General features: G+C 61.5%; 12 protein-coding genes. 5 read left to right on the top strand and 7 right to left on the bottom strand.

Annotation, left to right across the window (positions count from 1 at the left end; all coding sequences use genetic code 11):
- Positions 1 to 3 precede the first annotated feature (3 nt).
- The gene (locus tag BVK86_RS26800) at positions 4 to 576 is read right to left on the bottom strand and encodes a DcrB/PsbP domain-containing protein (RefSeq protein ID WP_075949250.1); all 573 of its coding nucleotides are present in this window, start codon (positions 574 to 576) and stop codon (positions 4 to 6) included.
- A 148-nt stretch (positions 577 to 724) separates the two neighbouring features.
- Entirely contained in the window at positions 725 to 1,513 is a 789-nt protein-coding gene (locus tag BVK86_RS26795) for a hypothetical protein (RefSeq protein WP_075949249.1), read from the bottom strand.
- Positions 1,514 to 1,764: 251 nt separating this feature from the next.
- On the opposite strand from BVK86_RS26795, the gene BVK86_RS26790 reads away from it, so the two are divergent.
- Positions 1,765 to 3,084 (top strand): Nramp family divalent metal transporter, encoded by a 1,320-nt coding sequence (locus BVK86_RS26790; RefSeq protein WP_075949248.1) that lies wholly within the window; start codon positions 1,765 to 1,767, stop codon positions 3,082 to 3,084.
- 202 nt (positions 3,085 to 3,286) lie between these two features.
- Here the strand turns inward: BVK86_RS26790 and BVK86_RS26785 are convergent, their stop codons facing one another.
- From BVK86_RS26785 to BVK86_RS26775, 3 genes are read right to left on the bottom strand one after another with little or no spacing between them, the layout of a single operon-like run.
- Positions 3,287 to 4,468, bottom strand: coding sequence for an acetyl-CoA C-acetyltransferase (locus BVK86_RS26785; RefSeq protein WP_075949247.1), 1,182 nt, complete (start codon positions 4,466 to 4,468; stop codon positions 3,287 to 3,289).
- Between the two features lie 11 nt (positions 4,469 to 4,479).
- Complete coding sequence (locus tag BVK86_RS26780) at positions 4,480 to 5,145, bottom strand: CoA transferase subunit B (RefSeq protein ID WP_054051104.1); 666 nt, start codon at positions 5,143 to 5,145, stop codon at positions 4,480 to 4,482.
- Between the two features lie 36 nt (positions 5,146 to 5,181).
- Positions 5,182 to 5,880 (bottom strand): CoA transferase subunit A, encoded by a 699-nt coding sequence (locus BVK86_RS26775; RefSeq protein ID WP_075949246.1) that lies wholly within the window; start codon positions 5,878 to 5,880, stop codon positions 5,182 to 5,184.
- A 140-nt stretch (positions 5,881 to 6,020) separates the two neighbouring features.
- On the opposite strand from BVK86_RS26775, the gene BVK86_RS26770 reads away from it, so the two are divergent.
- The gene (locus BVK86_RS26770; protein ID WP_075949245.1) at positions 6,021 to 6,923 is read left to right on the top strand and encodes a LysR family transcriptional regulator; all 903 of its coding nucleotides are present in this window, start codon (positions 6,021 to 6,023) and stop codon (positions 6,921 to 6,923) included.
- A gap of 25 nt (positions 6,924 to 6,948) precedes the next feature.
- On the opposite strand, the gene BVK86_RS26765 is transcribed toward BVK86_RS26770, so the two are convergent.
- Positions 6,949 to 7,791 (bottom strand): NAD-dependent protein deacetylase, encoded by an 843-nt coding sequence (locus BVK86_RS26765; RefSeq protein WP_075949297.1) that lies wholly within the window; start codon positions 7,789 to 7,791, stop codon positions 6,949 to 6,951.
- A 114-nt stretch (positions 7,792 to 7,905) separates the two neighbouring features.
- A complete protein-coding gene (locus BVK86_RS26760) occupies positions 7,906 to 8,952 on the bottom strand; it encodes a class I SAM-dependent methyltransferase (protein WP_075949244.1) in 1,047 nt (348 codons plus the stop codon).
- A 369-nt stretch (positions 8,953 to 9,321) separates the two neighbouring features.
- On the opposite strand from BVK86_RS26760, the gene BVK86_RS26755 reads away from it, so the two are divergent.
- The 3 genes from BVK86_RS26755 to BVK86_RS26745 all read left to right on the top strand — a co-directional run bounded on the left by BVK86_RS26755 (position 9,322) and on the right by BVK86_RS26745 (position 12,389).
- The gene (locus tag BVK86_RS26755; RefSeq protein WP_075949243.1) at positions 9,322 to 10,656 is read left to right on the top strand and encodes an acetamidase/formamidase family protein; all 1,335 of its coding nucleotides are present in this window, start codon (positions 9,322 to 9,324) and stop codon (positions 10,654 to 10,656) included.
- Positions 10,657 to 10,801: 145 nt separating this feature from the next.
- Positions 10,802 to 11,641, top strand: a complete 840-nt coding sequence (locus BVK86_RS26750; RefSeq protein ID WP_075949242.1) for an HvfB family MNIO-type RiPP peptide maturase — start codon at positions 10,802 to 10,804, stop codon at positions 11,639 to 11,641.
- Positions 11,634 to 12,389 (top strand): HvfC family RiPP maturation protein, encoded by a 756-nt coding sequence (locus BVK86_RS26745; RefSeq protein WP_075949241.1) that lies wholly within the window; start codon positions 11,634 to 11,636, stop codon positions 12,387 to 12,389. The genes BVK86_RS26750 and BVK86_RS26745 overlap by 8 nt, the downstream gene beginning before the upstream one ends.
- Positions 12,390 to 12,720 lie beyond the last annotated feature (331 nt).

The following is a 12,720-nucleotide window of genomic DNA, read 5'->3' as shown; positions in this document are numbered from 1 at the left end:
TACTTACTTGCCGCTGACGATCTGCTTGATCAGCGTTTCGTGGGCGGCCATGTCCCCTGGGCGGGAAATGACCTGAACCACGGTCATGCGGCCGCCGGACGCACCCATCAGCGTGGTGTTGAGGGTCTGGCCGCCGCCCTGGGTGGCGGTGCTGTCCACCTGACGCAGGCCCAGGCCAGTACTCTTCAGGGTCAGGCTTTTCTCACTCAGCTTGTTGTAATCGGGCAGCGCCTTGCGTTGTGCCGAGTCGAAATCGGCCGCTGTGCCGTCCAGAAATTCGCCATCGTTATCCTTGACCGTGACGCCTTCCGGCAAATTGTTTTCTGCAGCGATCACCACCGTTTTGGTGGCTTCGTTGGCGTACATGGTGCCGCTTGCGCCGGTAGGGCTGGTTGGCAGGGCATTGGCGACGAAACCCTTGGGCAGGGTGAACGTGAACTTGCCGCCGAGCATCGAGACCTTTTGCGTCTGCGCCGCATCCTTGGCGGGCGCCTTGGCCGCCTGCGCACTCAAAGCCCCCAGGCTGGCCGCCGCTGCCAGCAACAGGACAACGGCTTTTTTACTCAACAGTGACATTCGATATCTCCAGGGATGGTCGCGCGATGGTGGGCGATCATCCCATGGAGGTTGTGAGGCATTCCAGTGCGGGGTAACAGACGGTCGCGTGGTTTGAACCGAGGCCGATGGTGGGCGAGCCCGTTCGATTGACGTACGGGCCGTTGCTCTATTCGTTTGAAATCGTTGAGGGAGTAGCGCTGCACACCGGTTTTGCCAGCAGGCGCCGAGTGACCCCGAGCATGGCCACTGAGACGGCGACACCGAGGCCGAAGCCGAGCATGCCCATGCTGGGCAAGGCCAATGTCACCACCAGGCAGAACGCCGAAAACGAATACATGCCCGTGGCCGTCGCCCGCAGCAGCACGGCGGTAAAGGCTGGGCCGCGGGTTTGTTGGGAGAACACCGCCATCACACTGCCCAGCACCGGGAACACCGCGAGCAGGCCGCTCCAGCGGTCGCCGACGGTGCTGGCCAACCAGGTAACAGCGAGGGTGAGCAGGGCGCCGGCGACCATGCGCAGCAGCAATTTGTCGGACTTCGGTGCCGGGCCGGCAAGGACCGGTCGCACGGAAGGAAACAGGTAAGGCGCGGCCAAAAGAGCGGTCGCGGCGGCGAGCACGGATAACAGCAGCGACGGCGTCATCAGTGACAACACCACGGCAATCACAGCCCAGACTATTAATGAAACCGTCAATGCCAGCGGCCATCCCGTGCGTTGGCAGACCTGCGCGTAGGTCACGCAAAAGGCGATCATGGCGAACATGGCCGACAGGGCTGCCATAGCCGATTGGGCGGCGAATGCCTCGCCTTGTTCAATGGCGAGAAAAAACAGGATCGGCCCGACCACCACCGGCAACCCGGACAACCAACCCGCCACGCTGGGGCCCCAGCGTTTACCGGCCAGGGAAATCAGCAGCAGGAAACCAGGAATCACCAGCAGTTTGAGGATCAACACGCGCACATCTCCATTGGTGTGAGGTAGCAACGGTAACATTGCAGCTGGAAGATTGCGCTACAGATTGGATGATTTTGTATACAAAAATACCGCCAGCGACCTGCCATTGGCTCAAGCTTTTTTCGCCATCTGGCTCGATCCGCGCGCCCGGCGATACCGAGTTGCACCAGCAGTTGCTGGGCATTGCCCCCTAAAGTTTGCGATGATCTACCGGCGACCCTGCGCCTTCCCACCTGTTGATGGATCATCGTGTGAAATTCAGTTTGCCCAAAATCGGCACAGCGCCGTTTTGCCCGCCGGAAGTGGCGGGTTCCGTCGCCGTGGACCCCGGCGCATCGTTCTTCAAGCGGGTCCTGCGCTTTGCCGGTCCCGGCTTGCTGGTTTCCATCGGCTACATGGACCCGGGCAACTGGGCCACCGCCATCGAGGCTGGATCACGCTTTGGCTACAGCCTGTTGTTCGTGGTGCTGCTGGCGAGCCTGGCGGGGATGGTGGTGCAATGCCTGTGCTCGCGACTGGGCATCGCCACCGGGCGTGACCTGGCGCAATTGTGCCGCGAGCGCTACAGCCAACGGACCGCACGCACCCAATGGGCATTGGCGGAGATATCGATCATCGCCACCGACCTTGCCGAGGTGCTCGGTTGTGCCCTGGCTTTCCATTTATTGCTGGGCTGTTCGCTGACCTTCGGTATCGCCCTCACGGCCTTCGACACCCTGCTGGTACTGGCTCTGCAGAACCGGGGTTTCCGTCGACTTGAAGCAATCATGCTGGTACTGGTGGCGACCATTGGCGCCTGTTTTTTTGTCGAGTTGCTGCTGATCAAACCGTACTGGCCGGAGGTCGCCCAAGGCTTCAAGCCATCGCTGTCGGCCATCAGTGATGCGGCGCCGTTGTACCTGGCCATCGGCATCCTTGGGGCCACGGTGATGCCGCATAACCTGTACCTGCACACCTCGATTGTGCAAACCCGGTTGATCGGCAAGGACCTGGCCAGCAAACAGGATGCGGTGAAACTGGCACGCATCGACACCATCGGCTCGCTGGCATTGGCGCTGATGGTCAACGCGGCAATCCTGATCCTCGCGGCGGCGGCCTTTCATCAGACCGGGCATAGCGATGTGGTGGACATCCAGGACGCCTATCACTTGCTCGATCCCTTGGTGGGCGGGGCGTTGGCCAGTGTGCTGTTCGGCGTCGCACTGTTGGCTTCAGGGCAGAGTTCGACCTTCACCGGCACCATCGCCGGCCAGGTGATCATGGAGGGTTACCTGAACCTGCGTCTGCCATGCTGGCAACGGCGTCTGATCACCCGCGGGCTGGCACTGATCCCGGCATTCATCGGCGTCTGGCTGATGGGCGAAAATGCAATCGGCAAGTTGCTGGTGTTGAGTCAGGTGGTGCTGAGTCTGCAGCTGCCGTTTGCGTTGTATCCGCTGATTCGCATGACCAATGACCGCCAGTTGATGGGGTCGCTGGTGAACAGGCTGCCAACGCGGGTGTTGGCATGGGGGTTGTTTGTGCTGATCAGTGGGGCGAATAGCTGGTTGATCCTGCAGTTTCTGGGGTGAGAGGTCTGGCCCCTTCGCGAGCAGGCTCGCTCTCACAGTTGACCGCGTTCCCTTGTGGGAGCGAGCCTGCTTGCGAAGAACGATAACGCGGTTCGCCTGAAAAAACGCAGGTAAAAAGAACCCGGTGCGACGTGGACCGCACCGGGTGTTTGTCCAGGCTGCAGCGGTTCTTCGTGGGTCCCCGCGCAGCCTGTTGAACGCTTTAGGCTCGTTCGAGCGCCAAGGCCACGCCCTGACCGCCACCGATGCACAGGGTGGCGAGGCCTTTCTTGGCGTCACGCTTGAGCATTTCATGCAGCAGGGTGACCAGCACGCGGCAACCCGAGGCACCGATCGGGTGGCCGAGGGCGATGGCGCCGCCGTTGACGTTGACCTTGTTCAAGTCCCATTCCAGGTCCTTGGCCACGGCCAGCGATTGCGCGGCGAACGCTTCGTTGGCTTCGATCAGGTCCAGTTGATCGATGGACCAACCGGCCTTGTCCAGGCAACGGCGAGTGGCCGACACCGGGCCGATACCCATGATTGCCGGGTCGACGCCGGCGTTGGCGTAAGCGGCGATTTTGGCCAGTACCGGCAGGCCCAGGGCCTTGGCTTTTTCAGCGCTCATCAGGATCACGGCGGCCGCGCCGTCATTGAGCGAAGAGGCGTTGCCGGCGGTCACCGAACCGTCCTTCTTGAACGCAGCCTTGAGTTTGCCCAGGGATTCGGCAGTGGTGCCAGCCCGTGGCTGCTCGTCGGTGGCGAAGGACAGCGGATCGCCCTTGCGCTGCGGGATCAGGATCGGGGTGATTTCATCGACGAAGCGCCCGGCTTCGATGGCGGCCACGGCTTTCTGCTGCGAGGCGGCGGCAAACGCATCCTGCTGCTCACGGCTGAGGCTGTATTTCTCGGCCAGATTCTCGGCGGTGATGCCCATGTGGTAATCGTTGAACGCATCCCACAGGCCGTCGCTGATCATGGTGTCGACGATTTGCGCGTGACCCATGCGCAGACCGGTGCGTGCTCCGGGCATGACGTAGTTGGACAGGCTCATGTTTTCCTGGCCGCCGGCAATGATCACGTCAGCGTCGCCGCAGCGAATCGCCTGTGCGCCCAGATGCAAGGCTTTAAGGCCCGAGCCGCAGACCTTGTTCAGGGTCATGGCCGGCACGGCGAAGGGCAGGCCGGCCTTGATCGACGCCTGGCGCGCAGGGTTTTGCCCGGCGCCGGCGGTCAACACCTGGCCCATGATCACTTCATCGACCTGTGCAGGGTCGAGCCCGGTTTGTGCCAGCAGCTGGCGGATGACGGCCGCGCCCAGGTCGACGGCGGACACATTGGCCAGCGAACCCTGGAAACTGCCGATCGCGGTGCGCGTGGCGGCGACAATGACGACTTCTTGCATGGAATGATTCCTCACTGGGCAGCGAACTGCATTTCCGGTACGTGGTCCGGCACGATCAGTTTACCGGCAGTCTTGGCGACGATCTCTTCGACGCTGACACCCGGTGCGCGCTCTTTCAGAATGAACGCGCCGTTTTCGATTTCCAGGTAAGCCAGATCGGTCAGCACACGCTTGATGCAACCGGCACCGGTCAGCGGCAGGCTGCACTTGGACAAGAGCTTGGACTCACCGTCCTTGGACGCATGGGTCATGATGACGATGATGTTGTCGGCGCCGGCCACCAGGTCCATCGCGCCGCCCATGCCCTTGACCAGTTTGCCGGGGATCATCCACGAGGCGATGTTGCCTTCGACGTCCACTTCGAACGCGCCCAGCACGGTCAGGTCGACATGGCCACCGCGGATCATGGCGAAGGATTCGGCCGAGGAGAAGATCGAAGCGCCGATACGGGCGGTCACGGTTTGTTTGCCGGCGTTGATCATGTCGGCATCGATGGTTTCTTCGGTCGGGAACGGACCCATGCCCAGCAGGCCGTTTTCCGACTGCAGCATGACTTCCATGCCTTCGGGGATGTAGTTGGCGACCAGGGTCGGAATGCCGATGCCCAGGTTCACGTAGAAGCCGTCCTGCATTTCGCGGGCGACGCGTTGAGCCATTTGTTCGCGGGAAAGTGCCATTGTTGTTATTCCTTCATTCGGTCCGGGGGCAGGGGATCACTTACGCACGGTGCGCTGTTCGATGCGCTTCTCGAACGTGCCGCAAATGACCCGGTCGACGTAGATGCCAGGGGTGTGGATCTGCGACGGGTCCAGCTCGCCGGGTTCGACGATTTCTTCGACCTCGACCACGGTGATCTTGCCGGCGGTGGCCGCCAGCGGGTTGAAGTTCTGCGCGGTGTGGCGGTAGATCACGTTACCGAAATGGTCGGCTTTCCAGCCTTTGACGATGGCGAAGTCACCGGTGATGGACTCTTCCATCAGGTACTTGCGGCCATTGAATTCGCGTACTTCCTTGCCTTCGGCAACCGGGGTGCCGACGCCGGTGGCGGTGAAGAAAGCCGGGATGCCGGCGCCGCCTGCGCGCATTTTTTCAGCGAGGGTGCCTTGCGGGGTCAGGATGACTTCGATTTCGCCTTTGAGCAGTTGCTCTTCGAACAGCTTGTTTTCGCCGACGTAGGAGGCGACGACTTTGCTGATCTGGCGGTCGGTCAGCAGCACGCCAAGGCCGAAACCGTCGACGCCGCAGTTGTTGGAAACCACGGTGAGGTCGCGAGTCCCCTTGCGCTTGATCTCGGCGATCAGGTTCTCCGGGATCCCGCACAGGCCGAAGCCGCCGGCGATCACGGTCATGCCGTCTTCAAGACCTGCCAGAGCTTCCTCGTAGGAACTCACACGCTTGTCGAAACCTGCCATATGCACCTCTTTTATTCTTTGTGGGCGGCTGGCTAGCCGTATGGGATGAGTGTCACGCTGTGAGATTAATTTGTTAAGTTGATTTTTAATGTAGATTGATAGATAAACCTCAATAATGCGCCGCTTTGGAGGCAACGATTATGACAGTCAAGCAGATCCGTGCCTTCCTGGCCGTGGCTCAGAGCCTGAGTTTTGCCGTGGCCTGCGAGCGCCTGCACCTTTCGCAATCGGCCTTGAGCCTGACGATCAAGGCGTTGGAGGAAGGCCTGGGCGGTCGGCTGTTCACGCGTAACACACGTAACGTGGCGTTGACTGCCGAGGGGGAATCCCTGGTGCCGCTGGCGCGCCGCTTGATTGCCGACTGGGACAATGCCGAGGACGAACTGCGCCAGCGTTTCACCCTTCAGCGCGGTCGCGTGACCCTGGCCGCCATGCCATCGTTTGCCGGCAACCTGCTGCCACCGATCCTCAAGACATTCCGCGCCCGCTACCCGAAAGTCAACGTCACGGTCAACGATGTGATCAACGAGCAAGTCCTCGAAATGGTCCGGGACCGCCAGGTGGAGTTGGGGGTGGCATTCGAGCCGACCCAGAGCTCGTCGCTGCAGTTCACGCCGTTGTACATCGACCGTTTTGTCGCGGTGGTACCCCATGATTCGCCGCTGGTGGAGCTCGATGAAATCGACTGGCAGACCTTGCTCAAGGAACCGTTCATCACCTTGCAACGCCCATCGACGGTGCGGGTGATGCTCGAAGAACACTTGCAGGCACGGGGCATGAAGCTGCCGGTGGAGTTCGAGAGCCATCAACTGGCGACAGTCGGGCGGATGGTCGCCAGCGGGTTGGGCGTGAGCGCGGTGCCGGCGTTGTGTGCCGGGCAGATGCGCGAGTTGGGCGCGCGGTGCATTACCTTGCGTGATCCGGTGGTGGAACGGGCGCTTGGGGTTTTGACCTTGCCGGGGGGAGAGTTGTCGGCGGCGGCGCAGGCGTTGTTTGATGTGCTTAAAGAAGAAAACCTCGGTGAACGAATTTCTATAGGCTGATCCCAATCCCGCCGGTTTGCATTGATCAGGAAGTGAGGCTTTGAGCCAATAACGGCAATAGCTGCTCACACGAGCCCTCGATCTTCAAATCCAGGATCTCGTCCGCTCGGGTCTTGCCCAGGTTGATCGCAATCAGCGGTTTGCCCTGATCCACCACCGCGCGACACAGGCGAAACGCCGAGTACGCCATCAGCGACGAGCCGACCACCAGCAACCCGGCGGCATGTTCCACCGCGGCCATCGCTTTGGCAGCCGTGGCCTGCGCAACGTTCTCACCGAAAAACACCACGTCCGGTTTCATTCGCTCACCTCGGCAATGCGGGCAATGCGGCACTTGAAAGCGTGCCTCGAACGCCGGATCGAGCAGGGTGTCGCCGTCCGGTGCCTGCACCGCGTCGACGTCCGCGAGGTATGGGTTGCGGGTTTCCATCAGGCGCTGGATCGAATCCCGTTCGCTGCGCTTTCCGCAGTCCAGGCACAGCACCCGGTGCAGGCTGCCGTGCAGTTCAATGACGTCGTGGCTGCCGGCCTGATCGTGCAGGGTGTCGACGTTCTGGGTGATCAGCCCACTGATCTGCCGGGTGTTCTGCAAGACAGCCAGTGTCTCGTGAGCCACGTTCGGTTGCGCCTGACGCACCCGCGGCCAGCCGAGCATCGCCCGAGCCCAATAGCGTCGACGGGACTCCGGGGTGGAGAGAAACTCCTGATACATCATCGGTTGCCGGCCACGTCGCACACCCTGGTTGTCGCGATAGTCGGGAATGCCCGACGGGGTGCTGATGCCGGCGCCGGTCAGGACGGCGAACGGCTTGTCGGCCATGAGCTGCTGAAGCCGGTCGAGTTGTTCGTGGATCAAAGGGTCAAACATCATCGGCACTCCGCAAACCTGTAGGCGCGAGCTTGCTCGCGAAGGTGTGTCAGCCAGACAAATGTACCTGATACACCTTCGCGAGCAAGCGCCCTCCCCACAAAGGCGGGGTGTTTATTTGCGCGCCTCCAGGATCAGGTTGAAGGGCGTTTGCGTGGCCCGGCGAAAACTGGAGAACCCGGCCTCGGTGAATACCTTGCGCAACCGCGCCTCACCCGCTTGCGCACCGAGACCGAGGCCCACTTCCTGGGACAGCGAATTGGGCGTGCAGATGAAGGTCGAGGCGGCGTAGAACAACCGGCCGACCGGGGTGATGTTGTCATCGAGCGCGTCATTGGCGAACGGTTCCACCAGCAGCACCGAGCCATCCGCTTTCAATGACGCGTAAGCGTGTTTCGCCGCGCCGACCGGGTCGCCCATGTCGTGCAGGCAGTCGAAGTAGCAGATCAGGTCGTAGTCATCGCCGGGGTAGTTTTTCGCCGTGCCCTGGAAAAACCGCGCACGGCTGGACACGCCTCCTTCTTCAGCGCGTTGGGTGGCCACGGTGACGGAGGGCGCGTGGTAATCGAAACCGACGAACTGCGAATGGGGAAACGCCTGGGCCATGATCACCGTCGACGCGCCATGGCCGCAGCCGATGTCCGCGACCCTGGCGCCTTCCTCCAGCTTGGCCACTACGCCGCTGAGGGCCGGCAGCCATTCGGTGATCAGGTGCGCTTTGTAGCCGGGGCGGAAGAACCGTTCGGTACCGCTGAACATGCACGGATGGTGATCGCCCCAGGGCAGGGCGCCGTCGCCGCGCATGGCGTTGACGAGTTTGTCCTTGTCGTGGAAGAACGACGCGACCACTCCGATACCGCCGGCGATGTACACCGGTGAGTCTTCGATGGCCAATGCCAGGGCTTGTTCTTCAGGCAGGCGGAACTGGCCGTCGCGGTGTTCCATGTAGCCGGAAGCGGCGTGGGCGCTGAGCCATTCGCGCACCAGGCGGGGGTTGCAGCCGGTTTTGCCGGCGAGTGTTTCAGGGCTGATCGGCTGGCTGTCGGCCATGGCCCGGTACAGGCCGAGTTCTTCGCCGAGGATGACGTTGGCGAGCATCGCCGCGCCGCCCATGTCATTCACCAGTTTGCCCATGAAGTCGTTGAGTCTGGCCTCGTCCATCACGTGTGCTCCTTCAGAAAGGATCACGGTCCAGAGGCTTCGTTTGCCTGGGCATACGCCGCTGGGCGGTGGTCGTGGGATGTGTGGATTAAGTTTAGTCTGCAAGCCGCGTAACGCGGGTTGGAGCGACGAAAGCGGCTGTGGCTGACACTGACTCCCACAGGGTTTTGTGGTGATTGCTGGGACCGCATGTATCCCTCTGTATCTAACCGGCCTCTCGATACAGTCCCCCGCAATTCATGACCACCGCCGAACACAGACCAGATACAAACCTGCGCTGAACTGTGCAAGCCACTTTTCCTGGTCGCCTTCATCGGCGGCCATTCGCACTGACTCTGTTCCGCGCCTGATGCGGTCAAGGGGACCACAATGACAACACCTGTGCCTGAATCCACTCTTAATGCTACGCCAGTCAATCGCCTGCGGGTCGATCACTACACCCACGGCATCATCGGCCCGAGTCAGCCGATGCTTGGGCCACTGGCCGACGGCGGTACCCTGATTACCGGTACACCACCGGGCTGTTGGGGGCCGATGATCACGCCAGCGTTTGAAGGTGGCCATGAAGTGACGCAACCGGTAGCTATCGTCGGCGCGGAAATCGGCGATGCCGTGGCGATCAAAATCAAAAGCATGCGCGTGACGTCGCTGGCAACGTCCTCCGGCGTGATGAAGTTCGTTGAAGGGCGCTACAACGGCGATCCATTCGTCGCCAAATTCTGCTCCAAGTGCGGCACCGAACATCCGGCCAGCCATGTCGAAGGCATTGGCGAAGACGCCATTCGCTGCAGCAACTGCAATGCCGAAGTCAGCGCGTTTCGCTTCAGCCACGGCTATGTGATCGTGTTCGACGCGCAGAACCAGGTCAGCCTGACGGTCAATCAGGACATCGCCGATCAACTGGCCGGCAATGCCTCGCAAATGTCGGCACTGCCGGAGTTCGCCGCGCAGCACTCGATCCTTTCCCTGGCCCGTGCCGATATTCCCGGCGTCGCGGCGCACATGCGGCCGTTCCTCGGCAACATCGGCACTCTGCCATCCCGTGACCTCCCCGATTCGCACAACTGCGCTGATTTCGGCCAATACCTGATCAACGCACCGCACCGTTTCGGCATGTCCCGCGAAGAACTGCACGCGGCCAAGACCGACGGCCACATGGACACCAATTCGATCCGCGAAGGCTGCGTATTGATCTGCCCGGTGAAAGTGCCGGGTGCCGGGGTGTACATGGGCGACATGCACGCCCAGCAGGGCAACGGCGAAATCGCCGGGCACGCCACCGATTGCTCCGGGGAAACCGAAGTCGAAGTGCAGGTGGTGAAAAACCTGACACTGGAAGGGCCGATCCTCCTGCAAAACCTTGATGACCTGCCACCGATGGCGCGCCCGATGAACGCCGAGCAACGGGCCAAAGTCCGCGAGTTGGGTGAGCGTTGGGGCCAGCACGAGATCGAGCAGAGCGGCCCGATCACCTTCCTCGGCAGCGGCGAGAACCTCAATCTGGCGGTGGAAAACGGCCTGCAACGCGCTGCTTCCGTCACCGGCCTGCCGTACGATGAAGTGCTCAACCGCGCCACCATCACCGGTTCCATCGACATCAGCCGCCTGCCGGGCACCGTGCGTGTGACGTTCCTCTGCCCGATGGACGTGCTGGATCGCATCGGCATTGGCCATCTGGTGCGCGAAAAGTACGACCTGGCGTAACCCCGCCCAAGCGGGTTTGTATTCGAACGTGTACAGACCCGCTGGCGATACACGCCCTGCCGTTTTCCGTCAGTGCGCAACACAGTCCCGATACACCGCTTCGATTAACTGTGAGTCCGCACTGACAACCTTTGAGACCGACATCATGCAAACCCCCATCACTTCCGCCAAGGCCAGCGCCGGGCTCGGCTTGCGTCGCGGTTTAATGAAAGACCTGCTGGCCGCCCCGACCGGCCATTTCGACTTTCTCGAAGTCGCGCCCGAGAACTGGATCGGCATCGGCGGCGCCCACGGCGCGGCGTTGCGAACCCTCGCGGAGCGCTATCCGTTGTCCTGTCACGGCCTGTCGTTGTCACTGGGCGGGCCGTCACCGCTGGACGTCGGATTTCTGCAAGAGGTGCGGGTTTTCCTCGATCACTACAACGTGCCGCTGTACAGCGAGCACCTGAGTTACTGCAGCGATGACGGTCATCTCTACGACCTGTTGCCGTTGCCCTTTACCGAAGAGGCGGTGCATCACGTCGCCGCGCGCATTCGCCAGGCTCAGGACGTTCTCGGTCGACGCCTGGCAGTTGAAAACGTCTCCTACTACGCCGCGCCACAGCAGGACATGGACGAAGTAACGTTCACCAACGCGGTACTGCGCGAGGCCGATTGCGACCTGTTGCTGGACGTCAACAACGTCTACGTCAATTCGATCAATCATGGGTTCGACCCGCAGACGTTTCTCGCTCGTATCGATTCCAACCGCGTGGTGGCGATGCACATCGCCGGGCATTTCGATGAGTCCGATACCTTGAAGATCGACACCCACGGTGCATCGGTCAAACCGGCGGTGTGGTCGTTGCTGAGCGAGGCCTACGCCCGTTTCGGCGCGCAACCGACCCTGCTGGAGCGGGATTTCAACTTTCCGGCGTTTTCCGAACTGGTTGCCGAATTAAATACCATCCGCCGGTTGCAGAGCGAGGAGGTGAGCCGTGGCTAAGCGCTCGCTGCACGAACAGCAAAACAGCATGGGCCTGTACCTGCGCGATCCCGATCACTGCGCCCCGCCGCCCGAGATGGACCCGGCGCGGGCGCGGGTGTATCGCGACCTGGTGTTCGCCAACCTGTCGTCGTTGATCAGCGGAACTTTTCCGGTGCTGGTGAACATTCTCGGCGACCAACAGTGGCGGGCACTTGTGCGACTGTTCCTGCGCGACTACCGTGCCCACACGCCGAAATTCGGTGAAATCGCCGAGGAGTTCGTCGAGTTTCTCGCCTCTGAACCTGCGGCGCTGGCCGATGGATCGTGGCCGCCGTTCATGGTCGAACTGGCGCACTACGAATGGGTGGAAATGGCCCTGCAACAGTCCGTGGCCGAGCCGTTGCCCCTTGGCGATAGCGCGTCGTTGCTGGATCGTCCGTTGCAGGTTTCACCCTTGGCGTGGCCGTTGGCCTATGCCTGGCCGGTGCAATTGCTGGGGCGGGATTTTCAGCCCGATGTGGCCCCGGATCAGCCGACGTTGTTGCTGGTGCGTCGTGACCTGGATTTCAGCGTGAAGTTTTCCGGATTGAGCCCGTTGGCGTTTCGGTTGTTGCAGCGCATCGATGAATTTCCCGGACTGACCGGGCGAGGGCAACTGCAGGGGGTGGCGGTGGAGGCGGGGATGACCGGCTCAGCGGAGTTTTTCGATAACGGTTTGGCGTTGTTGCGGCAGCTGTATGAACAACGTGTGGTGGGATTTACCTGAAGATCCCGCAGGCGACGTAGGGGTTGATCCCTACGCCGCGTTTTCGTTTTAGCGAATCGCCCTACATCAACCTCATCCTTCCCTGACTTCTTTCCCCGCTTAACCCACGCAAAGTCCATCGCGCCCAATTTCCTGCGCGAAGGATTGCTTATGTTCGACCCGGTTTTTTATGTGGTTCCTGATGTTTCGGTGGGCTGATGGATCACATCGCCCGCATTGAGCTCGAGCTCGACAGCTTCCCGGACACCCTGACGCTTTACCGCCAACAGCTCGAACGCTGGTTCAGCCAGACCGCCGACAAGGTCAGCCATGCCACGGACATGCCTTCGCT

It is taken from the genome of Pseudomonas reinekei (assembly GCF_001945365.1).
Taxonomy (GTDB): Bacteria; Pseudomonadota; Gammaproteobacteria; order Pseudomonadales; family Pseudomonadaceae; genus Aquipseudomonas; species Aquipseudomonas reinekei.
The sequence above is the reverse complement of the archived record's forward strand: the minus strand, read 5'-3'. Positions and strand labels throughout refer to the sequence as shown.

Bases quoted from the DNA above. Each gene is read 5' to 3' on its own strand.
- BVK86_RS26760 (WP_075949244.1), bottom strand. From the start codon at position 8,952: ATGGACGAGGCCAGACTCAACGACTTCATGGGCAAACTGGTGAATGAC.
- BVK86_RS26775 (WP_075949246.1), bottom strand. From the start codon at position 5,880: ATGGCAGGTTTCGACAAGCGTGTGAGTTCCTACGAGGAAGCTCTGGCA.
- BVK86_RS26785 (WP_075949247.1), bottom strand. From the start codon at position 4,468: ATGCAAGAAGTCGTCATTGTCGCCGCCACGCGCACCGCGATCGGCAGT.
- BVK86_RS26755 (WP_075949243.1), top strand. From the start codon at position 9,322: ATGACAACACCTGTGCCTGAATCCACTCTTAATGCTACGCCAGTCAAT.
- BVK86_RS26750 (WP_075949242.1), top strand. From the start codon at position 10,802: ATGCAAACCCCCATCACTTCCGCCAAGGCCAGCGCCGGGCTCGGCTTG.
- BVK86_RS26765 (WP_075949297.1), bottom strand. From the start codon at position 7,791: ATGTTTGACCCTTTGATCCACGAACAACTCGACCGGCTTCAGCAGCTC.
- BVK86_RS26800 (WP_075949250.1), bottom strand. From the start codon at position 576: ATGTCACTGTTGAGTAAAAAAGCCGTTGTCCTGTTGCTGGCAGCGGCG.
- BVK86_RS26770 (WP_075949245.1), top strand. From the start codon at position 6,021: ATGACAGTCAAGCAGATCCGTGCCTTCCTGGCCGTGGCTCAGAGCCTG.
- BVK86_RS26780 (WP_054051104.1), bottom strand. From the start codon at position 5,145: ATGGCACTTTCCCGCGAACAAATGGCTCAACGCGTCGCCCGCGAAATG.